The sequence below is a fragment of the Methylobacterium sp. OAE515 genome, from assembly GCF_041806315.1.
Classification (GTDB): Bacteria; Pseudomonadota; Alphaproteobacteria; order Rhizobiales; family Beijerinckiaceae; genus Methylobacterium; species Methylobacterium tardum.
This window is the reverse complement of the sequence record NZ_JBGMUV010000001.1, coordinates 274,519-296,225: the sequence shown is the minus strand read 5'-3', so window position 1 is coordinate 296,225 and position 21,707 is coordinate 274,519. Positions and strand designations below refer to the sequence as shown.

Below are 21,707 nucleotides of genomic sequence, written 5' to 3'. Positions count from 1 at the left end.
CAATCGGCGCTCCGATTGCTGCGGGAGCGAAAAACGGCCTTAATTCGCCCGCAGGTCAGGGGTCGATCCTGCGTCCGCATCGATCTCTGATCGGAGTTGGGCCGCGCGTATGAACGAGGAAACTGGCATGTCGGAAGCGAACACGGCGCCGCGCGTGCTGATGGTGTTCCCGAAGTTCTACGAAAACTCGATGTGGAACTTCAAAGAGGCCATGGAGCTGCAGGGCGCCCGCGCGCCCGCGCCGCCTCTGGGCCTGATCACGCTCGCCGCGATGCTGCCGCCGGCCTGGCAGGTGACGCTCGTCAACCGCAACTGCGAGGAGCTGACGGACGCGCAGATCCAGGCGGCCGACCTCGTGATGACCGGCGGCATGCTGCCCCAGGAGCCGGATTGCCTCGTGGTCATCGACCGCTGCGTGGCGCTCGGAACCCCGGTCTGCGTCGGCGGCCCCGCGCCGACCTCGACGCCGGAAGTCTACGACAAGGCGGATTTCCTGGTGCTGGGCGAGGCCGAGGGCATCCTCGACAAGTTCGTGGCCGCCTGGGAGGCGGGCGAGCGCCGCGGCCGGCTCACGGCCGAGAAGTTCAAGGCCGACGTCACCAAGAGCCCGATCCCGCGCTTCGACCTGCTGACCTTCAGCCACTACCTCTATATCGGCGTCCAGTTTTCCCGCGGCTGCCCGTTCACCTGCGAGTTCTGCGACATCATCGAGCTCTACGGCCGCGCCCCGCGGACCAAGACCACGCCGCAGATGCTGGCCGAGCTCGACCGGCTCTACGGCCTCGGCTATCGCGGCCATGTCGACTTCGTCGACGACAACCTGATCGGCAACAAGAAGGCGATCAAGCTGTTCCTGCCCCACCTGATCAAGTGGCAGGAGGAACACGGCTACCCGTTCAAGTTCTCCACCGAGGCCTCGCTCAACCTCGCGGACGACGACGAACTGCTCGGGATGATGCGGGACGCGAACTTCTTCGCCCTGTTCACCGGGATCGAGACGCCCGACGAGGCGACGCTGATCCAGACGCAGAAGAAGCAGAACACCAAGCGCTCGATCGCCGACAGCGTGCACAAGCTCTACGAGCACGGCATGTTCGTCACGGCCGGCTTCATCGTCGGCTTCGACACCGAGAAGGACAGCATCAGCACGGCGATGTCGCTGTGCATCAGCCAGACCGGCATTCCGATCGCCATGGTCGGCCTGCTGTTCGCGCTGCCGAACACGCAGCTCTCGCGCCGCCTGCGCAAGGAGGGCCGCCTCTACGAGAACTACGCGGCGACCACGGCCGACCAGGGCGACCAGTGCACGCAGGGCATCAACTTCGTGACCCTGCGCCCGCAGCGCGACGTGCTGGCCGATTACCGCGATGTCCTCCAGGAGATCTACGACCCGCCGAACTTCTTCGACCGCGTGCGCGTGGTCGCGCGGCAGGTGAAGCGGCCTAAATTCGCCGCGCAGAAGCTCAACTGGCGCCACATCGCCCACGATCTCTATTCGCTGCTGCGCGTGTGCTGGCGGATGACCGTGCGGCGTCCGGAACTCGCCAAGCACTTCTGGAGCGTGTTCCTGGAGACCGCCCGCCGCAACCCGGCCGCCCTGGAGGCGGTGGTCACCAACATGGTGATCTACCTGCACGTCTACCCGTTCTCGCGCTACGTCATCCGCGAGATCAACGGTCGGATTGCCGACCTCGATGCCGGCCGCTGGGTGCAGCCGCCGGTCCTGGCGCCCGAGGCGGAGACCTGCAAGGCGCCGCCGGTCGGCAAGGTGGTGGCCAAGGCCGAGGTCAAGCACCTCGCGGCGGTGGCCTGACGGGTCGTCGCTGCGTATCCTCCCTTCCGCGCCCTCACCCTGAGGTGCCGGAGCGCAGCGGAGGCCTCGAAGGAGGCCTCTAGAGGCCGCCGCGATCCCTGGAGCCCTTCTTCGAGGCCGCTGACGCGGCACCTCAGGATGAGGGAGGTGCGTCGGATCTGATGCCACCGCGCTTGCAGGCTTGGCCGATCGACCTTAGCTGAGCCCCCGCGAGGCCACGTCCTCCCCCCGCAGGCGGGGTACAAGTCCGGGACGGCCCGGCCCTTTCAGGAGGGCCGCATGGCCTGGATCTATCTCGTCACCGCGGGCGTGCTGGAGGTCGTCTGGGCCTTCGCGATGAAGCAGTCCGACGGCTTCACGCGCTTCTGGCCGACCGGGATCATGGCCGTGTCGATGGCCGGCAGCGTCGGCTTCCTGGCGCTGGCCATGCGCACGCTGCCCCTCGGAACCGCCTACATGATCTGGACCGGCATCGGCGCGGTCGGCGCGTTCCTGGTCGGCATCGCCGCCCTCGGCGAGCAGGCGAGCGCCAGCCGGATCCTCGCGGCCGGCCTGATCGGCTCCGGGCTCGTCCTGATGAAGCTGTCGAGCCCGGGCTGAGCCTCAGGCGGCGCGCACCGTCTGCAGGAACGCGTCGATCTCCCGGCGCAGCTCGGCGGATTGCTCCGAGAGGCTCGCCGCCGAGGCGAGCATCCGCGTCGCGGCGGAGCCCGTGTCGTCGGCCGCCCGCGCGACCTCGTCGATCGTGCCGGTGACGGCACCGGTCCCGGATGCGGCTTCGGCGACGTTGCGGGCGATCTCCCGGGTCGCTGCGCCCTGCTGCTCCACGGCCGCCGCGATCGAAGTCGCCACGCTGTCGATCTCGCGGATGCGCGTCGCGATGTCGTCGATCGCGCCCACGGTCTGGCCCGTCGCGCCCTGGATGCGGCCGACCTGACCGGCGATCTCCTCCGTGGCGCGGGCGGTCTGGGCCGCGAGCTGCTTCACCTCGCTGGCGACCACCGCGAAGCCGCGGCCCGCCTCGCCCGCCCGGGCGGCCTCGATCGTGGCGTTGAGGGCCAGCAGGTTGGTCTGGCCGGCAATGTCGGTGATGAGGCGCACGACGTCGCCGATCCGGCCCGCGGCGGAGCTCAGCTCCTGCACGAGGCCGGCCGTCTCGCCCGCCTGCACCACCGCGCCCCGGGCAAGCTCGGCCGAGCCGTCCACCTGCCGGCCGATCTCAAGGACCGAGGCCCCGAGCTCCTCCGCGGCCGCCGCGACCGTGCCGACATGCATGGCGGCCTCCTGCGCCGCACCCGCCACGGTCGCCGAGCGCTCGGCGGTGTGGGTGGCGGTGCTGGTCATGGCCTCAGCCTCCGCCCGCAGGCCGAGGGCAGCGTCCGAAACCCGCGCCAGCACGCCGCCGACCGCCGCCTCGAAGGACTCGGCCATGGCGTGGACGGCGCGCCGGCGCTGCGCCTCGGCGCCTTCCCGCGCCACGGCGGTCTCGCGCTCCAGGGCGCGGGTGTGGATCAGGTTGTCCTTGAACACCTGCACGGCCGCCGCCATCGCGCCGATCTCGTCGCCGCGCCCCGTGTGGGGGACCGGTACGGTCTCGTCGCCCTGGGCGAGCCGGCCCATCGCACCGGTCATGCGCTCGATCGGGCGCGCGATCCCAAACAGGGCGAACAGCATCGCGGCCGCCGCGACCGCGAGGCCCACCACGGTGGCGGCCATCGCGATGAGCTTGGCGCGCGTCGCCGCCTCCACGGTCTCGGCGACGTTGGCTTCCGTCAACGCCCGGGCCGAGGCGATCGATTCCGTCAGGCTCGCCACCGCCGCATCGTTCTGCGTCGCCGTCGCAGGGTCCAGCACCAGCCCGAGGGCCCCGGGTTGATCGCCCGCGATCATCAGCTCGACCACTTGGAGCTGGATGTTCTGGTAGGCGTTCCAGGCTGTCGTGAAGCGCTCGTAGATCTCACGATCCCGCGGGCTGCTCAGGCGGTCCTGATAGGCCTGCCGCAGGCCGGAGAGTTCGGCCAGGGTGTCGGTGAGCGCGGTCTGATTCTTGTCCAGGGCCGCCGGGTCGGGGGAGGCGACCGCGAGCCGGTAGAGGCGCAGCCGCGCCTCCCGCACGGCCGTCCCGATGGCCTCGGCCTGGTTCTGCGCGGGCAGGGCCTGCTGGGAGACCGCGTTGGCGTTCCGCTCGATCTCCGACAGGGTCACGACGCTGGCGATCCCCTGGCCGACGGCGGCAAGGGCGAGGAGGCCGATCGCACCGGCGAGGACCGTCTTGAGAGAGAGTCGCATGGGAGGTTCCGTCCTCGCGGCCGAGCCGCGCCTACAGGCTCCGACATGCTTCCACAGAGGTCTTAATATTTTATCGGCTCTGGACCAGCATTTGGGGCTACAGCCACTTCTTCCAGCGAAAGAAAACGTATGGAAATACGGCAGCGACCACCATCATGATCAACGCCATCGGGTATCCGAACGAGAGATCTAGTTCCGGTATGGATTTAAAGTTCATGCCGTAGATCGACGCGATCAGCGTCGGGGGCATGAAGACCACGGCCATGACCGAGAACAGCTTGATGATGTTGTTCTGCTCTAGGTTGACGAGGCCGAGGGTCGCATCGAGCAAGAATTGAATTTTCGTGGACAGGAAGGTCGCGTGCTCCTCCAGGGATTGAAGATCCCGCAGGGTCGAACGGACATCCTCCCGCAGATCACGCGGGGCCTTGTTGGTCCGATAGGTCGCCGACAGCGAGAGCAGGATCCGCTCCATGGAGACGAGGCTCTCGCGCTGCTTCGAGATCAGGTCACCATGCCGACCCAGCGCCCGCAACGTGTCCTGCAGGGCGGTGTTGCGGGCGGAGGGGTCCTCCTGCACCTCGAAGATCTTGCCGGACAGGCGGTCGATGCGCTCGCCCTGAAGCTGGAGCACGTCGGCGGCCCGGTCGATCACCGCCTCGATCAGGCCCGCGAGAATCGCCTCGCCGGAGGCCGCGGAGGCGCTGCCGTTGCCCATCGAGCGTCCGGCGCGCTGCGTGTACATGCGGAAGGCCTGCGGCTCCTCGTGGCGCACGGTCACGAGCCGGTTGCCGCGCAGGATGAAGGTGATGCCGGCGAGCCCCGGCTCCTCGGCGTCGCTCACCTTCGAGAGCACGCGCCCGGTCATGTAGCGGGCGCCGTCCTCGACGTAGAGCAGCTCGGAGGGCTCGATGTCCTTCATCTCCTCGCGGGTGGGCACCTCGATCCCCGCGAAGGCCTCCACCTTCAGCTCCTCCTCGCGGCTCGGTCGGATCAGGTCGAGCCAGATGGTGTCTTCGGGGATCGTGTCCTGAAGGTCGATGATCCGGCGCTCGAGCAGCGTGGCTCCGGCGCCGACGGCAGGCTGGTGGATGAAGATCACGAACGGGTCTCGGATGCGGAACGGTCACGGAGCGACGCTGGCTCAGCCCGCATCCGGCACGCCGAGTCCCGACGCAAGCTGTGCGGCGGATGTGGCGGTGTTTTCTGACGCTTCCGTGACATCGCCGTCCGCCTCGCAGGGGCGGCGCGGCCTCAGTTGCAGCCGTCGCAAATGCTGTCGTCGATCTTGTCGGTCAGCGCCCGCTCGCGCCGCTGCTCCCTGCGCGACGGAATCTCGCCAGGGCCGAGCGACGTGCCCGGCGGCTTGGTCACGCCGAGGCTGTTGGTGTTCGGCGCCGTGATGGTCGAGGCCGGTCCGCCGCCGGTCCCGGTTTGGTCGGGCGCGACGGTCTGTGCCGCCAGCGGCGCGGCGCAGGCGAGGCTCAGCGCAGCCAGCGCGAGCGGGCGAAGTAAGCCGCGAGCCATGGGACCTCCAATCTTCGGGAGAACGTGAAACTTCGCCGCCGGTTGCGTGGTTTCAGCGCCGCCGGGCGGCCGGGCGGCGAAACACGCCGACCATCTCGACGTGGCCCGAATGGCGGAACTGGTCCACCGGCGTGACCCGCTCCAGCCGGTAGCCGCCCGCGACGAGCGTCGCCGCATCCCGGGCGAAGGTCCCGGCATCGCAGGCGATGCCGACGACCAGGGGCACGCGCGACGCGGCGAGCTGGCGGGCTTGGGCCTCCGCGCCGGCCCGGGGCGGGTCGAACACCACCGCGTCGAAGGCGTCGAGCTCGGTCGGGAGCAGCGGCCGGCGGAAGAGGTCGCGCCGCTCGCGCGTGATCGCGCGCAGGCCCGTCGCCGCGCGGGCCGACCGGTCGAGGCCCGCGAGGGCGGCGGCATCGGCTTCCACGGCGTGGATCGCGGCGGTCCGGGCCATCGCGAGGGTCAATGGTCCGCACCCCGCGAACAGGTCCGCGGCGCGCTTCGTGCGCGGTCCCAGCGCCGCCAGCGTGAGATCCGTGAGCGCGGCCTGCCCGGCGGCGGTCGCCTGCAGGAAGCCGCCGGGGGCCGGGTAGAGACGGGTCTGGCCATCGGTGACCGAGACCGGCTCGGCCTCCATCAGCCGCTCGCCGTGAAGGGAGACCCGGGCCAAGCCGAGCTCGCCGGCGATCCGCACCAGGGCGGCGCCGACGCCGGCGCTCACCGGCCCGTGCCCGCGCAGGTCGACGTCGAGGCCCTGGTCGGTGGCGCTGACGGCCACGTCGAGGGGCTTGCGGCCATGGCCGAGGGGCACCGCGAGGCGGCGCGCCACTTCGGGCGCGGGATGCAGCGCCGGCACGGTGATCGGGCAATGGTCGATCGGCACCAGCGCGTGGCTGCGGGCCGCCATCAGCCCGGCCTCGGCCCGGCCGTCGATCTCCCGGACATGGAGCGTGATCCGACGCCGCCCGGCGCCGTGCGCGTCGATGGCCGGATCGGGCGCCACGTCGAGGCCGGCCTGGGACAGGGCCTGTGCGATGAGACCGCGCTTCCAGGCCAGTTCGGCCGGCCGGGCGAGGTGCTGGGTCCGGCAGCCGCCGCAGCGCATGAAGTAGGGGCAGAACGGCTCGACCCGGTCGGCGGAGGCCTGCGCGATGCCCAGAAGCTCGGCCCGCCGACCCTCCCGGCAGATCGTCGCGCGCTCGCCCGGCAGTGTGTAGGGGACAAGGACCCCGTCCTCTGCGACCCCGTCGCCCCGGGCGCCAAGGTCCCGAATCGTGACCGTCTCACTCATGGGAATCGCGCGCCGATCAGGAATTCGGCATTGCCGTCGCCGCCCGGGACGGGCGAGTCAATCAGGCCGAGGATCGTGGCGCCGAGCGCCTGCAGCGCGTCCCGCACCGCCGCGCAGACCTCCGCGTGGACCGCCGGATCGCGCACGAGGCCGCCGCGCCCGACCCGCGCGCGGCCGGCCTCGAATTGCGGCTTGATCAGCGCGACGAGGCTCGAGCCCGGCGCGAGCAGCGCCGGCAGCGCCGGCAGCACCAGACGCAGGCCGATGAAGCTCACGTCGACAGTCGCGAGATCGGGGGGCGGCGCCAGCGCGGCCGGAGCGAGGGTGCGGATGTCGGTGCCTTCCAGGTTCGTCACCCGCGGATCCGCCGCCAAGCGCGCATGGAGCTGGCCGCGTCCCACATCCACCGCGTAGACATGGGACGCGCCGCCGGCGAGCAGCACGTCGGTGAAGCCGCCCGTGGAGGCTCCGACGTCCAGGCAGGTGCGGCCGTCCGGATCGAGCCGGAACGCCGCCAGGGCCGCGGCGAGCTTGAGGCCGCCCCGGGACGCGTAGGGATGCGCCGGCGTCGCCTCGATCCGGGCGCCCGGGGTGATCGGGTCCGAGGCGCGGGTGAGCGGCCGCCCGTCGACCCGCACGAGCCCGGCCCGGATCGCCGCCTGCGCCCGCGCCCGGCTCTCGAAATGGCCGTGTTCCACGAGGAACAGGTCGGCGCGCTGCCTGGGCCGATCGGCCGCCGCGGCTGTGGCGGGATCCGGTATGGTCCGGTCGCGGTTCATCAGAGCTTCGTGCGGTTCCGGTCAGGCTGCGGTAGAGGTTCGGCGGCGCGGCCCTGTCGAAGGGCGACGCGCTCCCTAACTAGACCGAGCCGTACAGGAGAGCCACCGCATGACCCGCACCCTGCCGCTGCTCGCATTGCTCGGGACCTTCGCCGCGAGCGGCGCCCTCGCGCAGGAGCCCCCGAAGGAAGCCGCCAAGGCGGCCGAGACCTACGAGGCCCCGATCAAGAATGCCAAGGGCGACACGATCGGGCGGCTGGCGATCCGCGACGGCGCGAACGCGCTGGTGCTGCGCGTCGCGATCCAGCCCGGCGGCCTGCCCCCCGGCTGGCACGGCATGCACTTCCACGCCGTGGGCGACTGCTCGGATCCGAAGTTCATGAATTCCAAGGCGCATGTGAACCACGACCAGAGCAAGCACGGCCTGCTGAACGCGGAGGGCCCCGACGAGGGCGACCTGCCGAACCTCTATGTCGGCCAGGACGGCTCGGCCCAGGCCGAGGTGTCGAGCGAGACGCCCCTGAACGGCGAGGGCGGCCTCAAGGACGGCGACGGATCGGCGCTGATCATCCACGCCAACGAGGACGATCACACGACCCAGCCGATCGGCGGTGCCGGGGACCGGGTCGCCTGCGGGGTGATCAAGTAGCCGCGCGGGGTGAGGGCACCGCCGGCGGGATCGGCCGCGGGCGGCCGGACTCGTCGATCGCCACGAACGTGAAGGTGGCCTGGGTCACGCGCTCGCGGACCTGGGTGCAGAAGCGCCGCGCCCAGGCCTCGACCTCGATCTTCATCGAGGTGCGGCCCACATGGGACACCCGGGTGTAGACGCACAGGACGTCGCCCACGCGGACCGGCCGGATGAAGGTCATGGCGTTGAGCGACACGGTCACGACCCGGCCCTGGGCCCGGTCGACGCCGGCGATGCCGCCGGCCTGATCCATCTGCGAGAGAACCCAGCCGCCGAAGATGTCGCCGTTGGCGTTGGTATCGGCCGGCATGGCGATGGTGCGCACTGTCAGGTCGCCTTGGGGCGTACCGATATCCTGCGGCACCGGGATACCTCCGGCCGCTGAGGGTCCGACGTGCTCCATGCCGTCCATCCGCCCGCGTCGCGCCGTCAGGACAGCAGGCCGGCGAGCTTCAATCCCGCCGCCAGCAGAACCGCGACCGCGCTCAGAATGCATTCGAGCGGGATGGATTGCCAGAGGTCCGGCGTCGCCGCCGCCGGCTCGGCGCGTTGCGCGATATCGTTCATCTGGCGTCCTCCCGGGTGAGCCAATCTGCCGTGGCCTGTCCCATCCCCTGCACAATAAAGCAGGCGCGCCGTCCGCGCATCCCGAATCACGATATGAAAAAGCCCGGCGGCTCAAGGGAGCCGCCGGGCCGGTCAAGCCAGCAGGCGCTTAGTAGTAGAACCGGCGGCCGTAATACGGGCGGCGCCAGTAGGGACGCGGGCCATAGAACCGGCGGCCGTAGTACGGACGGCGCCAGTAGGGGCGCGGGCCGTAGAAGCGACGGCGGTAGTAGTACTGGGCCTTCTCGGTGACAGCGGGTGCGGCGCCGGCCGGCAGGGCAAGCCCAGGACCGATGGGGGCGGCGGACGCTCCCTGCGGTGCCGCGGCCGCGAAGCCCAGCACCAGCAGGGCCGCGAGCAGGAATTTCCTCAGCACGGTCTCGACTCCCTTCGTGTGACTGCGTCTCGGACGACGAACCGCACGGGACGCGAGGACCTCCGCGCGGTTCGAACCGCTGCAACGCACGGGCGAGCTGAAGCGTTGCAGCTTAACTGCTGCGACGTTTCGGACAGGGTTGATCGTGGGTTGAGGCTTGGCTCGTATTGAGACTCGGCCGATCCCCGCAGATCAGGCGATCTTGGTCGTCATGTCCTCAATGCGGGCCTCTGCGCTCTGGCGCACGAGCGCGATGCCGTGCTCGCAATCCTCGCGGCGGACATAGCCCTCGCCCGATTCCGCGATCACCTCGCCGTTGCGGGCCCGCAGGCGCCAGCGCCATTCGCCCTTCGCGTCCCGGTAGAGTTCGAACCGCATGGTGCAGGCTCCCTGTGAAATCCGGGAGGAGATGGGTCGACCGGCCTGCCGTGAAAAGAGAGCGGGCAGCTTCCGGCCGGAACACGGGATGCCCTTCGAGGCGGGTTGCCTCATGGGAGCTCTCGAGCGACCCACAAAGAGAAAGCCGCCCGGGACGGCCTCGTCCCGGGCGGCTTCGTGATCGCGTGCGGTGTCGTCAGCCCTCAGGAGCGGGGCGCCCGCTCCAGCCAGCCGATGCTGCGGCCCTCGCTGCCGCCGCTGCGTGGACGGGCATCCGCGCGCTGGGGCCGGCCGTCCCGGTTCGGACGGCCCTGGTTCGGGCGCTCACCCTGCGGCCGGGCGGGCCGGTCCGCGCGGGTCTCACGTCCCTGCGGGGCGTGCTGCGGAGCGTGGCCGCGGCCATCGGCCCGACCCTCCTGGGGGCGGCCCTGACGGGGCGCGCCCTGGCCGCCGAATCCGCGGCCGCCACCGGGCTGGCCCTGCTGGGGACGGCCCTGCTGCTGACGGGGCCGCTGGCCCTGGCGACCGCCGCCGGGGCGCTGCTGCCGCTCGGGGCGGCGCTCCTCCTCGCGGGCGATCTCGGCGGCTTCCTGGCGCGACGGCGGGTTGAAGCCCTCGGGGAAGCCCGCGACCGGCACCTTCTGCCGGGTCACGCGCTCGATGTCGCGCAGGTAGGCCTTTTCCTCGTCGTTGCAGAACGAGATGGCGAGGCCGTCCGCGCCGGCGCGGGCGGTGCGGCCGATCCGGTGGACGTAGCTCTCGGGAATGTTCGGCAGGTCGAAATTGACCACGTGGCTCACGCCCTCGACGTCGATGCCGCGGGCGGCGATGTCGGTGGCGACCAGAACCCGGCAGGTGCCGTCCTTGAAGGCGGCGAGCGCCCGCTCGCGCTGCGGCTGGCTCTTGTTGCCGTGGATCGCCGCCGCCGCGATGCCGACCTTGTCGAGGCCGCGCACGACCCGGTCCGCCCCGTGCTTGGTGCGGGTGAAGACGAGGACGCGCTCGATCGCCGGATCGCGCAGGATATGGCCCAGCAGCGCCTGCTTGGCGCCGGTATGGACGAAGATCACCTGCTGCTCGACCCGCTCGGCCGTCGTGGCGACGGGCGTCACGGCGACCTGGACGGGGTCCTTGAGGTACTGCGCGGCGAGCCCCGCGATGTTCTTCGGCATCGTGGCCGAGAAGAACAGGCTCTGGCGCTTCTCCGGCAGCATCTTCACGATGCGCTTGAGCGCGTGGATGAAGCCGAGATCGAGCATCTGGTCGGCCTCGTCGAGGACCAAGATCTCGACGCCGTCGAGCGTCAGGGACCGACGCTCGATCAGGTCGATCAGGCGGCCCGGCGTGGCGACCAGGATGTCGACGCCCGGTGCGAGCGCCCGCTCCTGGCGGCTGATGGTGACGCCGCCGAACACCACCGTGGTGGTGTAAGACAGGTGACGGCCGTAATCCGAGAAGGATTCGGCGATCTGGTTGGCGAGCTCGCGGGTCGGCGAGAGCACCAGCACCCGGCAGCCGCGGCGCGGGGCGCGGCGGTCCGAGAGCGACAGGCGGTGCAGGATCGGCAGCGCGAAGGCCGCAGTCTTGCCGGTGCCGGTCTGGGCGATGCCGCAGAGGTCGCGGCCCGTCATGGCCGGCGGGATCGCCTGGGCCTGGATCGGCGTCGGTGCGACGTAGCCGGCTTCGCTGAGCGCCCGCAGCACGGGCTGGGCGAGGCCGAAATCGGTGAATTGGGTCAAGGATGTATCCGATGCAGCAGGGCCGGCCGGGCGCGTCGCGAGACTGCGAGCGATACCGCTTGGGGAGCCGGTCCGTTGGCAGGGGGCAGCCCGCGTGATGGGGCGGCCCGGGTGCATGCACGTTATGAAGAGGGGGGCCGGATCACGCCGGAAGGCGCCCGATCCGTCACGCAGCCCCCTCAAGCGGGCCATGACGGCCGCTGACGCTGCACCGCCGATATGACCGTGTGCGCCTGCGAAGTCAATGCAGAGCCGGGTTGCGGCGCCGTCAGGCCGAACGCCGCGCGTAGTGATACAGGGCCGCGCCTGACCCCGCGAACAGCAGCAGGCCGGCCGCGACCGCCGGGGCCGGATTCGCGCCGGCGGTCACCGCCAGGGGCGCCTCGTCGCCCGACAGGTAGACGATCAGCGCGAATGCGACGCCCCAGAGGCTCTCGCCGACGATGACCCCTCGCCGTGAGCGCGCCCATGCGCAGGGCCCGCCCGGGATCGGGCCGGCACCGGGCCCAGCGGTCGTAGACTGTGCCGATCACGGCGCCCGCCACCAGCGGCAGCACCAGCTTCATCGGCAGGTAGATCCCGAGCGCGACCGCGAGCGGCGGCAGGCGCAGGGCCTTCAGGCGGCCGAGTCCCGCATCCAGCGCGACGAGGCCCAGCCCCGCGGCCGCGCCCCAACCCAGCATGCGCCAGTTGGCGTCGCCGGTCAGCACGCCCCGCGCCAGGGCGGAGATCAGCCCGGCCTGCGGCGCCGCGAGCGCGTTCGGACCCGCCCCGGGCGCCCCCGCGAAGCCGAAGCTCGCCCCGAGGAGGTTCAGGACCGGCGGGATGATCACCGAGCCGAAGGCCACGCCGACGATCAGGGCAACCTGCTGCTTCCAGGGTGTCGCGCCGACGAGCTGGCCGGTCTTGAGATCCTGGAGGTTGTCGTTCGCGATGGTGGCGACGCCGAACACGATGCCGGTGACCGCCAGGGCGTAGGCGACCAGCGCCCGGGTGCTCTGCGGATCCGCCGTGCGGCCGAACAGACCCAGCAGCAGCGCCGCGCTCGCCAGGACGGCCAGGATTCCGACGCCCGACAGGGGGGAGTTCGACGCGCCGATCAGGCCGGCCATGTAGCCGGTCACCGACGCCACGCCGAGCCCGACCACGAGGATGAACAGCAGCGCGCCGGCGATCAGCGGCAGGGCCTGCCCCTCCAGCGGCGTTCCGGCCAGCACGCTCCACAGCAGCCAGCCGATCGGCGCGAGCAGGGCGAGGGCAACCGCGATGACCGCGGAGACCGGCAGGTCGCGCTCCTCGAGGGCGAGCACCTCACCCGCCCTTCGGGCGCGCCTGGCGGCGAGCGCCGAGCGGATGCCACCCAGGACCGGGCCGGCGATCCGGACCAGCGTCCAGATCGCCGCAACGCCCATCACGCCGGCACCGAAGAAGCGCACATCCTGGCGGAAGACCGTGCCGACCCACTCTTCCAGGCCCACGTCCGGCAGCGGCTGCTCGGCCGTGAGGAGCGGGATCAGCCCGCCCCAGGCGATCGCCAGCCCCAGGGCCATCGCGGCCCCGACCGAGGGCCCGACGAGGTGGCCGACGCCGATCAGCGCGAAGGATAGGTTGCCGGCGATCCCTGTGGCGCCGGCTCCGACCCGGAACCACGTGCCGGCACTGTCGAGGACGAGCCGGGTCTGCGCGAGCGCCGCGAAGCCCGCCGAGACCAGGCCGTTCCAGGCGAGGATCCGCAGCCTGGATCTGAAGAACATCGCGCGCCCGATCGGCGTCTTCGCCCTCTCCGCGCAGGCCGTCCAGACCTTGGCGCCGCCCGACGATGAGGAGGACGACGCGGACGAGCCGTCCGCCGCAACCGGCGGAGTTCCGCTTCCGACTCCTGCCGCGGCGACGCGGTCGCGCCGTGGTCTCGGTGTTGCCGCAGGGGCTTGCCTCGCGGGCGCCGCGATCCTCGTCGTCGCGGGCGGTACGGTCTGGTCTCTCTGGCCTCACGCCGCCCCGAGGCCGGAGCAGACGCTCGCCGTCCAGAACGGTCTGCCCCCGAAGCCGCTGCCGCCGCTCTCGATCGTGGTGCTGCCGTTCGCCAACCTGAGCAACGATCCGGAGCAGGATTTTTTCGCCGATGGATTGACCGAAGACCTGACCACAGACCTGTCGCACCTCGCCGGCAGCTTCGTGATCGCGCGCAACACGGCCTTCACCTACAAGGGCAAGGCTGTCGACGTGAAACAGCTCGGTCGTGATCTGGGTGTCCGGTACGCCCTGGAAGGGAGCGTTCGGCGCACCGGAGATCATGTGGATCTGAATGCGCAGCTCGTATCAACCGAGACGGGCGCGCACATCTGGGCCGACCGGTTCGACGGTGAGCGGAGCCGATTGGGAGAGCTTCAGGCCGAGTTCGTTGCGAGACTCGCGCGATCGCTGGATATCCAGCTCAGTCAAGCCGAAGGATTGAGGATCCTGAGGGAGGGCTCGCTCAATCCGACAGCCGCCGACCTGAATATGCTCGGCTGGGCGGCCATGAACAGGCCGCGAACGCCCGCCAATACGCTGGAGGCGCGCGACAAGTTCGAGCAGAGCTTGAAGATCGACAAAAACAATCCTCAAGCCAAGATCGGCCTCGCGCGAGCCATAGCGCAAGCCGTCAACACGCGGGTCAGCAAGAATGTTGCTGCCGATTCCCGGCTCGCCTTACAGCTCGCGGATGAAGGTCTCGCGGCGAATCCACAAAGCTTGATGGCCCATTACGTGAAGGCAGAGGTCCTTCGTGCGACGAAGGATTTCGCGCTGGGGCTGCGGGAGATCGCGGTCGCTGTCGAATACGATCCGAACATGGCGATCGCGCACGCGCTTGCCGGAATCATCAATCTCTGGGACGGAAACGCCGACAAGACGTTCGGGCATGTCGAGAAGGCAATCCGTCTGAGCCCGAAGGATCCGCTCCTGAACGCGTGGGAGTATTATATCTGTCATGCCCACACCCATTTGAAGCATTGGGAGGAGGCCATCAGGTGGTGCAACCGATCCGTCGGGCACACGCCGTACTTCTTTGCGTATATCGATCTGGCCGTGGCGCATGCGTGGCTGGGTCACAAGGAGCAGGCGAAGGACGCGATCGACAACGTCCTCAAGCTCATGCCCGGGTACACGGTGCATACGCTGGCCAATGCCGACTACTCACGAAATCCGACGTTCATGAAGGAATATGCGCATATCGTCGAAGGGGCGCGGATGGCCGGGCTGCCCGAGGGCTCGACGGATTGAACGAGCGCCCGATCCCGACGCGTCGCGCGCGGGTTCAGAAGAACCGGCCCGCGCCTTCATCATCGCGGTTGGGCCGCTCAGGCGCATCATTCCGAGAGATCATGGACGGGGCCGCTGCCTGGCAGCCGAGCGCATCCGTCACACCGTTTCGCCCCGACCTCTTCTGAATGTTCAAGAAAAGGTTGGTGCGGCCAAGAGGACTCGACCCTACACCTACTATCAATCAGAAGCTAAAACGACGAAGAGACGGACAACCAGGGACCCGTGTTGTGTGAGAGTCTTGTGTGATCGTCAAGGGAAACCTACGTCTATCATTCAAATGGAAGCCACGGAGGCCGATAATAGTTATTTCAAGGGTATGTCGCCTCTCTTGGATGCCACCGGAACAGTTGCGGTCGTAAGCTTGTCTGAGACATTCGAGGCACATTGCCGGAGCACCGTTGGCCAAAATCGGTAGCATGATAGCAATAGAAGCCGCTTATCTCAGGAAACTTAGGATATCAACGTTTCGATCGACCAATACCGACAATTGTTATACCCTTAGAGACGACGCAGAGGGGCGATCCTGCCATCGCCCGCGACGGCAACCAAATAACCGCGACGATATTTGACCAGAATGACGGCGCAAGATTTCTGATTGACTCAGTATATAACAGTTATTCAAAACAGAAATCTCAAGTTGATCAATATACAACTTCAAATATATACTTGACAACCACCTAATATCAGTGTATAACAACGGTATGCCTGACAAACGATAGCAGGTAAATTCGCGGCTCGAGCGATTGCTTGAGCCTATTCCCGCATTGCCGCTCATTATCAACGCTCCGACAAAGGCGGGGCCGTCATGTTGCGTGCATACTTAGTAAGTAACGATATGATTTTGAAATTTGTGTCTGGACCAACATCCAGCAATAAGACCGGCGTGATACTAGAAGAAGCCGGAAGACGATTTCTCGAAGGACTAAAGTCACTAATAGTCGGCCCATCCACGGACGCTTGTGACGAATACCAGAGCCGCTTAGCCTCGCTGTTTCCCGGGGTACCTCTAGAAGTCTACCATTCGAAACGAGAGCGGCTTGGAAGCAAGGGATCTATCCGCGTCGACGTTGAAAGAGCGTTGCTGGATACATCGCTAGGCTCTGGCCGGGTCGTCGCTATCTGTCATGCCACCCTTTGCAACTTGTCGGCTGATTTGGATCTTGACGAATGGCATTGTTACATTGACGAGACGTTAGATGTTTTTCATCCGGCCGAACTAAACCTTCACGACAGCCATCAGTTGTTCACCGATCATCTAAAGGCAACGGTTGATGGTACAGCATACGCACGTCTAATGCCGATCAATGATACGGCGCTGACTGCAATCGTTGAGAATCGAAACAAGGATGCCTACAGAGAGCTTATCAAGTCCACTGCGGAGAAGATCATTAATCCTTATTACGATTGCTTCACGCCTAAAAGGGAGTACGACCGACTTGTAGGAGGTAAAGGAAAGAAAAGGAAACTATATTGCATTTCAGTTCTACATCCCCGTCTGGTCTCGGCCTTTGGTGGCGCAACTGTTTTCTCGGCACGCTTCCAAGAGAGCTTGCACTATCATCTGTGGAAGTCTGAGGGAGTGACTTGGGAAGAAGATACCGCTCTCACGACCCGACTTAGGTTCAGCAAACATACCGGATATGAACAGACCAAAATTTATTGGGGTTTAGAGCGTAATTTCTCCAAGGCATCTCGCAACAAGAACATGGCTTGGTACGATGGATTTATAGCCTCTGCAAAGAAGGTTATGGATGATCGCCAACACATCAGTTTGGAGAACAATGACATTAAAGACGCAAGCGCACTATCGAAGTCGAATAACAGTTGTATGATTTCGGGACGATCACACGGGTTGAACAAGTACCGGCATATCGACCACGCAATTGTCGTTCCAGCAATGAACTACTCCCCTGCGGCTGGTAAGTTTCTCGCAGACAGATACAAGTTCTCACGCGACAAGCAGGTGATCTCATTCGCTTGTCACAATATCTATCAAGCAATCAGCCGAACTTCGATGCGGGACGGTGATATGAGCCGTGAACGCATATGGGTGGTTCCGTCTCGGAGTCATGCGGAGTGGTTGTCTCGCATATTTGAGGGGTCATCATGTATTTCGCTGGCGCTCAATCAGCCTCCGGCCGGCAACAGTGGAAGGCCCGGGCTGTTCAAATGTGACAATGATCGGAAGAACCAATCGCGGAATAACAGTAAAAACAAAGCACGACAGATCAGTGAGTTTATAGATCGAATCGGCGTGGACATGATGGAGAGCGTCGCTTTCTTTCATGACTCAGATGGCGACGATAGTACCTTATATATAGATCATTTCGTCATCCACTATCGATCCACTTGGTTCGAGGCACTGAAAAGAAGCAGCGGAGAGGTAATAGCCAAGAAGGAGAACTCTTATATCGGTTGGTTGAAGAAGGAAAGCAAGAAGTCATATCCGAAGAAAGACGACGTTCCACTGGTGTCCCCGGCGTTCTATAATCCGCTATGGGTCGGCAAGGGAAAGCGAGGCAAGCTCAACGTCGTCTTCGCTTCCGGTATCGTGCTGGACTTCGACAAGAGTGAACTAAGACCCGAGGATCTTGCAGAAATATTCAAAGACTTACAAATGGTCACATACTCAACCTATAGCAACTCTCATTCTGAAATTCGTTATCGGGCTTACTTTCCAACCACCCGGCCCATGCTGATTCCTGAGTATACCGCGATCATCCAGGCTCTTATCCAGGCCATTGAGGATGCGGGATATCGAGGGGAGAACAAGGGACCGGCGAAGCCGAACGGGAGCGGAAGCGAAGGCGAAAGCGACCGTTTCAGCATAGGAGGCAACCGTAAGAGGCACGGCATCGATATGAGCAAGAGGGGCGCTTACTCCCTCTTTCATCTTCCATGTCGCTCACCATCCGGGCACAGCTTCTTCAACCATCACTCAGGCCCAGGAAGGACACCACTGGACGTGAATCAGTGGCTCCTATCCCTGCCGCCCATTGAGGAACCGGAACCGCAGAATGTCACATACAATAACAGTTATGCGGATGAGGCCCACACCATCACGGACCATCAGAGAAGCGGTATCGAAGAAGCGATGCGAGAACGGTTCTCTACCGGCACACTCCCGGGGAATGGTCATGATGCCATGTTCCGCATCTATGAGCGTCTACGGGACTTGCGCCTTCCTCTAGACCTGATGTGGGAACAGTTGAGCTTTGCTGCAAAGACGGCCAGTTCGCCGACGGATAGACTCAAACAGGCCGACCGACTGATGAATGACCTCAAAAATTACAGGAGTAGACATCTTACAAGCAGCGCCGCTTAGTTTTTCTGCACAATCTGCTCATCTGTTGAGAGGGCGCATGGAAAAAGTATTGACACTTTGGCCGGCACCATCTCACGTTTCACAAAAATCCCCATACTTACGGACATGATCCTAATGATAAATCCCAACTATAATCTCATCTCAGAAGATTTCCGCGACATACAATGGAACGCGAGTAGCGATATTACACATGTTTTGCGTATGATGCTGTTCAGAGCGGCGAATGAATCAGATCGTCGTTACTACCTTTATGCCGGCGAGAAAGCAAAAGAATACAGGCGTATCTCGTATGAGCTGGATGAGGTAGCTCGCGACATCGAACACTATCTCGATGATAATCGCCGGGTCAAGCCGAAACACATGGCGATGATCTTCGAAGCTCTCATCCTTGCACGCCATCTGATCCTGCTAGATCGAAGGGAAACGCGCGTCCAATATGAAGCCCTGATGGGAAACCTCTTTCAAACTCAGGAGGATGGCTGGTCGTACGATCTGGCAGCATGATCTAACAATGCTCCTGAGGGTGCCACCATCCACGATGCCCTCAGGATCGCTCAGGAGCGCCCGTAGTGCCTTATGGCCCTGTTTGTCCTCCGGGATCATACGCCGACCGCAGCGAAGCGAGTTCGGGGGCCGTCATGGGTCGGGGGTCACAACAGTTATCGCCATAGGCCCCGGCCACCATTGGATCGCCTTGTCATCCCTGAGGTAGCGTAGACTGATCCTAGGGCGTCAAGGTCCTGCTACGGTGTATCAGGCAGGCTAAATAGGAAGGGGATGACCCACAATGAGGATCATATGAGCGGTCCTGGCAGATTGTCTTGGTCGTCCCCAACCCCTCCCTCTTGATCGGCTTTGATCCGCAGCCTCAAGGGCGGTCACTCTCTCACGCTACCTTATCGCCATCGAACGTGATCAGAAGGTCGGAAAGCTAGCCATGCTGGAAGAACGGCTCAGGAACCCTCGTTGCCATGAGAGCCGGGCGACGTTGAGGGCCGCCTAACCGACAGTGGAAGCATCGGAACCGACCATTCCTTTTCGGTGCTCACCACGGCGCTTGTAACGGCACCTAACGCCTCCTGCGCCTTTCGTTGCCTTCTGCCCGCCTCAGGATCTTCCTTCGATCCATTGCCTCTCAACCTGATCGCTAAGACAGCTTTGCAGGGTGGCCTCATTCGGAGCCCCTGGTATGCGGTTAGCCACGGCAGCTTTGTAGCGTCCGTTTTCAGCTCAGAGCTTCTAGTCGCCCCCGAAACGGCAGCTCATAGCTTTCACCGCGTTCATTTGTTTTCGCAAAAAAGCTCTATGGTTGTCTGCTTTTGTTAGGCATAGCGCGATGCAGCATCATGCCAGACCAACTTTTTGGAAAGCTTTGATCATCATGATAGCCTTCGCAAAATAGGTGAGGGTCGGAATGTCGACAAAGAATACGTTAGCAGGAATGTTCTTCCTTGCTGGAATATGCATAAGCGCCCAAGCTCAAAGTGCAGCTACTGACATTTGCAGTGACGTCGCTTTCCGCAGAGGACTTATGACGAGTGCGAATAAAATAGAGGCGTATAAAAACGCTGGACTTTCGATGGTTGATCTCAGTGACCCCCGGACCATTGCAATGTCAAAGGAGCCGTTCAAAATATCATGCCGGTTCACCGTTCTGGACTCGGACGGCGAAAACACTCGCATAAGGATCGATCTTTCCAAGAACTCACTTGGCGATCCTATATTGTTGATTCAACCCATCGAGTGACAACGCCATTGCAACGATCCCTCCGTGCGAATGCAAGCCTCGAAACAATCAGCTGCAAGTAGCAGGTATGTCATGCTTATTGGGCGGGTAGGCAGCGATGGTGTTTGCGCCTCGGCGATTGCGACGTCGTGATCGTTAATAGTGCTATCCCTAAACTGCGACTGCATAGCACCAGATTCTGGGAAGGGTGCCGGACGTAAGGCCCATCAAACCAAATACGCCGACCTTCAAGTCAACCTGATGTTAAGCTCGTGGGCTTACATCATACTCTAGATATGGTCTGAGAGGAAAAAATGAAATATTATTTGAGAGCAATGTCTAACTACGCGACTTTCCAAGGTCGTGCGTCCCGATCTTGAATACTGGTGGTATATCTTAGTTTATGTTTGTCTGTGCTTTGCAGCGGGGTTTATCGACGGCTTTATCTCCGGCTTTATGCGCGGATTCAATGGGTCAAATAGTGGAAACCCTGGAATAGTCTTGGGGTTAGTCCAGCTATTGCACATCCTGCCATCTTTGTCCGTGTTTGTTAGGAGGCTGCACGACACTGATAGGTCAGGATGGTGGTATTTCGCCGCTTTCACGATCGTCGGATTAATCCCGCTTTTCGTGTTCTCTGTTTCGCGCGGCACTATCGGATCTAACCGCTTTGGGTCCGATCCGCTGGGTCAAACCGCCTCTCTCCGAGATGAGGGCTTTGGTGCCAGCTCGATGGCAGTAGATGGCATCGCACCACGGTTTGATGCCATCAAAGAGATAGAACGGCTATCCAGCTTGAAGGCGGCCGGACACCTTAACGATGCAGAGTTCGCGGCGATGAAGTCGCAAGTTTTTGGCCGAGCTTAATCATGTCAAATGAGAGCGCAGCATTTATATTCGTCGTATGTGTGGCTTGCGCTCTCATATTTGCTGTCTACGCCGCGCCGTCGATCGTCGCATTCGTCAAAAATCACCCAAATAGATGGCTGATACTTGTCTTGAATGTTATATTCGGCGTGACTTTGTTTGGATGGTTCCTGCTAATGCTATGGTCGTTGCGATCCTTCCATAGAACTAAGCAAGTCGGCGGCTCGCACGGCGGGGAATCGGGCCTAAATCTATTCGCGAACGACGTAAGACGTGTTGATGTTGCGGTCCGTAGTATGGCGCTTCCCTATTCGGCTGATGCTCCAAGCGACAGCTTGTTGAACAAAATATCGAAGCTTGAACGTTTGATGGCTCTCCACAAAGAAGGAATGTTATCAGAGGCTGAGTTTTTGAGGATGAAGAATAGCATTCTCTGACATTGCTTTACGTCGGCAGGATTAGAAGGCTCTAACCCCTTAGCAGCAATCACTCGAAAGGAACGAGATCTATGGCGTCAACAGCTCAGGTTGCCGGCGAGAAGTTTAAGTATGGTGCGGGCCCGATGTTTATGCTCGCTGGTCCGATTCTCGTAGTCGGTATGTTGTTCGCTTACAACGATATGACCTCCGGCCGGGTTGAATGGCATCTCTGGTCCACTCATCTTCCAGTCATCATCCCGACAGCGATCATGATCGGTCTGTGGTGGGCCGGACTTGTTCTATTCGCTAGCGCGGCGCTGATTGGGTTTCTGCCTGCGGCAAAACTAATCCTCACCGAGGAGGAACTTACGGTGCAAAGCCCTGTTACCCGTTCGTTCAGAACTATAGCTTATAGAGACATTCGTCACATTGACCAAGAACAGCAGGCGTTTTCAGTTCATGACCGTCAAGGCAAGAAAGTGCGCATCGTCCAGGCGTTCCTTTCAAAGCGGGATTACAACCGGGTAATGGAAGTCGTTCGGTCCCGCGCCCTGAATGCACTTTGAAATCGCCTT

General features: G+C 64.1%; 20 protein-coding genes. 9 read left to right on the top strand and 11 right to left on the bottom strand.

What is annotated here, in order from left to right; translation table 11 throughout:
- Nucleotides 1–127 precede the first annotated feature (127 nt).
- Both ABIE45_RS01440 and ABIE45_RS01435 read left to right on the top strand, forming a co-directional pair.
- Nucleotides 128–1,813, top strand: a complete 1,686-nt coding sequence (locus ABIE45_RS01440) for a B12-binding domain-containing radical SAM protein (protein WP_192710150.1) — start codon at nucleotides 128–130, stop codon at nucleotides 1,811–1,813.
- Between the two features lie 279 nt (nucleotides 1,814–2,092).
- On the top strand, nucleotides 2,093–2,413 hold the full coding sequence (locus ABIE45_RS01435) for a multidrug efflux SMR transporter (protein ID WP_192710149.1): 321 nt from the start codon (nucleotides 2,093–2,095) through the stop codon (nucleotides 2,411–2,413).
- A gap of 3 nt (nucleotides 2,414–2,416) precedes the next feature.
- Here ABIE45_RS01435 and ABIE45_RS01430 read toward each other — a convergent pair whose 3' ends face one another.
- The 5 genes from ABIE45_RS01430 to ABIE45_RS01410 form a co-directional block, all read right to left on the bottom strand.
- Nucleotides 2,417–4,102 carry a methyl-accepting chemotaxis protein gene (locus tag ABIE45_RS01430; protein WP_192710148.1) on the bottom strand — a complete coding sequence of 562 codons (1,686 nt, stop codon included), beginning with the start codon at nucleotides 4,100–4,102 and terminating at the stop codon, nucleotides 2,417–2,419.
- 97 nt (nucleotides 4,103–4,199) lie between these two features.
- Nucleotides 4,200–5,204, bottom strand: coding sequence for a magnesium transporter CorA family protein (locus ABIE45_RS01425; protein ID WP_192710147.1), 1,005 nt, complete (start codon nucleotides 5,202–5,204; stop codon nucleotides 4,200–4,202).
- A gap of 152 nt (nucleotides 5,205–5,356) precedes the next feature.
- Nucleotides 5,357–5,629, bottom strand: a complete 273-nt coding sequence (locus ABIE45_RS01420; protein WP_192710146.1) for a hypothetical protein — start codon at nucleotides 5,627–5,629, stop codon at nucleotides 5,357–5,359.
- Between the two features lie 52 nt (nucleotides 5,630–5,681).
- Nucleotides 5,682–6,920, bottom strand: coding sequence for a class I SAM-dependent RNA methyltransferase (locus ABIE45_RS01415; RefSeq protein WP_192710145.1), 1,239 nt, complete (start codon nucleotides 6,918–6,920; stop codon nucleotides 5,682–5,684).
- On the bottom strand, nucleotides 6,917–7,699 hold the full coding sequence (locus ABIE45_RS01410; RefSeq protein ID WP_192710144.1) for a TlyA family RNA methyltransferase: 783 nt from the start codon (nucleotides 7,697–7,699) through the stop codon (nucleotides 6,917–6,919). The genes ABIE45_RS01415 and ABIE45_RS01410 overlap by 4 nt, the downstream gene beginning before the upstream one ends.
- Before the next feature lie 109 nt (nucleotides 7,700–7,808).
- Between ABIE45_RS01410 and ABIE45_RS01405 the strand changes: the two genes are divergently transcribed.
- Nucleotides 7,809–8,348: a superoxide dismutase family protein gene (locus tag ABIE45_RS01405; RefSeq protein ID WP_192710143.1), complete on the top strand. Its 540-nt coding sequence runs from the start codon at nucleotides 7,809–7,811 to the stop codon at nucleotides 8,346–8,348.
- Here ABIE45_RS01405 and ABIE45_RS01400 read toward each other — a convergent pair.
- The 6 genes from ABIE45_RS01400 to ABIE45_RS01375 all read right to left on the bottom strand — a co-directional run bounded on the left by ABIE45_RS01400 (nucleotide 8,341) and on the right by ABIE45_RS01375 (nucleotide 13,243).
- Nucleotides 8,341–8,793, bottom strand: a complete 453-nt coding sequence (locus tag ABIE45_RS01400) for an acyl-CoA thioesterase (RefSeq protein ID WP_192710142.1) — start codon at nucleotides 8,791–8,793, stop codon at nucleotides 8,341–8,343. The genes ABIE45_RS01405 and ABIE45_RS01400 overlap by 8 nt on opposite strands.
- A 26-nt stretch (nucleotides 8,794–8,819) precedes the next feature.
- On the bottom strand, nucleotides 8,820–8,957 hold the full coding sequence (locus tag ABIE45_RS01395; RefSeq protein ID WP_175544118.1) for a hypothetical protein: 138 nt from the start codon (nucleotides 8,955–8,957) through the stop codon (nucleotides 8,820–8,822).
- Between the two features lie 148 nt (nucleotides 8,958–9,105).
- Nucleotides 9,106–9,372 (bottom strand): hypothetical protein, encoded by a 267-nt coding sequence (locus tag ABIE45_RS01390; protein ID WP_192710141.1) that lies wholly within the window; start codon nucleotides 9,370–9,372, stop codon nucleotides 9,106–9,108.
- Nucleotides 9,373–9,564: 192 nt separating this feature from the next.
- Complete coding sequence (locus ABIE45_RS01385) at nucleotides 9,565–9,750, bottom strand: DUF1508 domain-containing protein (protein ID WP_012320748.1); 186 nt, start codon at nucleotides 9,748–9,750, stop codon at nucleotides 9,565–9,567.
- 203 nt (nucleotides 9,751–9,953) lie between these two features.
- Complete coding sequence (locus ABIE45_RS01380) at nucleotides 9,954–11,489, bottom strand: DEAD/DEAH box helicase (RefSeq protein WP_192710140.1); 1,536 nt, start codon at nucleotides 11,487–11,489, stop codon at nucleotides 9,954–9,956.
- Nucleotides 11,490–11,668: 179 nt separating this feature from the next.
- Nucleotides 11,669–13,243 (bottom strand): OPT family oligopeptide transporter, encoded by a 1,575-nt coding sequence (locus ABIE45_RS01375; protein ID WP_373622084.1) that lies wholly within the window; start codon nucleotides 13,241–13,243, stop codon nucleotides 11,669–11,671.
- Between ABIE45_RS01375 and ABIE45_RS01370 the strand changes: the two genes are divergently transcribed.
- From ABIE45_RS01370 to ABIE45_RS01345, 6 genes are all read left to right on the top strand, one after another.
- Nucleotides 13,140–14,753, top strand: coding sequence for a guanylate cyclase (locus tag ABIE45_RS01370; protein WP_192710139.1), 1,614 nt, complete (start codon nucleotides 13,140–13,142; stop codon nucleotides 14,751–14,753). The two genes, ABIE45_RS01375 and ABIE45_RS01370, sit on opposite strands and share 104 nt — an antisense overlap.
- Before the next feature lie 847 nt (nucleotides 14,754–15,600).
- Entirely contained in the window at nucleotides 15,601–18,120 is a 2,520-nt protein-coding gene (locus ABIE45_RS01365; protein ID WP_192710138.1) for a hypothetical protein, read from the top strand.
- 114 nt (nucleotides 18,121–18,234) lie between these two features.
- Complete coding sequence (locus ABIE45_RS01360; RefSeq protein WP_192710137.1) at nucleotides 18,235–18,624, top strand: hypothetical protein; 390 nt, start codon at nucleotides 18,235–18,237, stop codon at nucleotides 18,622–18,624.
- A 1,585-nt stretch (nucleotides 18,625–20,209) separates the two neighbouring features.
- On the top strand, nucleotides 20,210–20,713 hold the full coding sequence (locus ABIE45_RS01355; RefSeq protein ID WP_373622083.1) for a DUF805 domain-containing protein: 504 nt from the start codon (nucleotides 20,210–20,212) through the stop codon (nucleotides 20,711–20,713).
- 2 nt (nucleotides 20,714–20,715) lie between these two features.
- Nucleotides 20,716–21,150 (top strand): superinfection immunity protein, encoded by a 435-nt coding sequence (locus ABIE45_RS01350; RefSeq protein ID WP_192710135.1) that lies wholly within the window; start codon nucleotides 20,716–20,718, stop codon nucleotides 21,148–21,150.
- A 71-nt stretch (nucleotides 21,151–21,221) separates the two neighbouring features.
- On the top strand, nucleotides 21,222–21,698 hold the full coding sequence (locus ABIE45_RS01345; RefSeq protein ID WP_192710134.1) for a hypothetical protein: 477 nt from the start codon (nucleotides 21,222–21,224) through the stop codon (nucleotides 21,696–21,698).
- Nucleotides 21,699–21,707 lie beyond the last annotated feature (9 nt).

Excerpts from the sequence above, each read along its gene's own strand:
- ABIE45_RS01405 (WP_192710143.1), top strand. The coding sequence starts at position 7,809 with ATGACCCGCACCCTGCCGCTGCTCGCATTGCTCGGGACCTTCGCCGCG.
- ABIE45_RS01400 (WP_192710142.1), bottom strand. The coding sequence starts at position 8,793 with ATGGAGCACGTCGGACCCTCAGCGGCCGGAGGTATCCCGGTGCCGCAG.
- ABIE45_RS01435 (WP_192710149.1), top strand. The coding sequence starts at position 2,093 with ATGGCCTGGATCTATCTCGTCACCGCGGGCGTGCTGGAGGTCGTCTGG.
- ABIE45_RS01430 (WP_192710148.1), bottom strand. The coding sequence starts at position 4,102 with ATGCGACTCTCTCTCAAGACGGTCCTCGCCGGTGCGATCGGCCTCCTC.
- ABIE45_RS01350 (WP_192710135.1), top strand. The coding sequence starts at position 20,716 with ATGTCAAATGAGAGCGCAGCATTTATATTCGTCGTATGTGTGGCTTGC.
- ABIE45_RS01440 (WP_192710150.1), top strand. The coding sequence starts at position 128 with ATGTCGGAAGCGAACACGGCGCCGCGCGTGCTGATGGTGTTCCCGAAG.
- ABIE45_RS01420 (WP_192710146.1), bottom strand. The coding sequence starts at position 5,629 with ATGGCTCGCGGCTTACTTCGCCCGCTCGCGCTGGCTGCGCTGAGCCTC.
- ABIE45_RS01385 (WP_012320748.1), bottom strand. The coding sequence starts at position 9,750 with ATGCGGTTCGAACTCTACCGGGACGCGAAGGGCGAATGGCGCTGGCGC.
- ABIE45_RS01365 (WP_192710138.1), top strand. The coding sequence starts at position 15,601 with ATGTTGCGTGCATACTTAGTAAGTAACGATATGATTTTGAAATTTGTG.
- ABIE45_RS01345 (WP_192710134.1), top strand. The coding sequence starts at position 21,222 with ATGGCGTCAACAGCTCAGGTTGCCGGCGAGAAGTTTAAGTATGGTGCG.
- ABIE45_RS01395 (WP_175544118.1), bottom strand. The coding sequence starts at position 8,957 with ATGAACGATATCGCGCAACGCGCCGAGCCGGCGGCGGCGACGCCGGAC.
- ABIE45_RS01375 (WP_373622084.1), bottom strand. The coding sequence starts at position 13,243 with ATGTTCTTCAGATCCAGGCTGCGGATCCTCGCCTGGAACGGCCTGGTC.
- ABIE45_RS01360 (WP_192710137.1), top strand. The coding sequence starts at position 18,235 with ATGATAAATCCCAACTATAATCTCATCTCAGAAGATTTCCGCGACATA.
- ABIE45_RS01415 (WP_192710145.1), bottom strand. The coding sequence starts at position 6,920 with ATGAGTGAGACGGTCACGATTCGGGACCTTGGCGCCCGGGGCGACGGG.
- ABIE45_RS01410 (WP_192710144.1), bottom strand. The coding sequence starts at position 7,699 with ATGAACCGCGACCGGACCATACCGGATCCCGCCACAGCCGCGGCGGCC.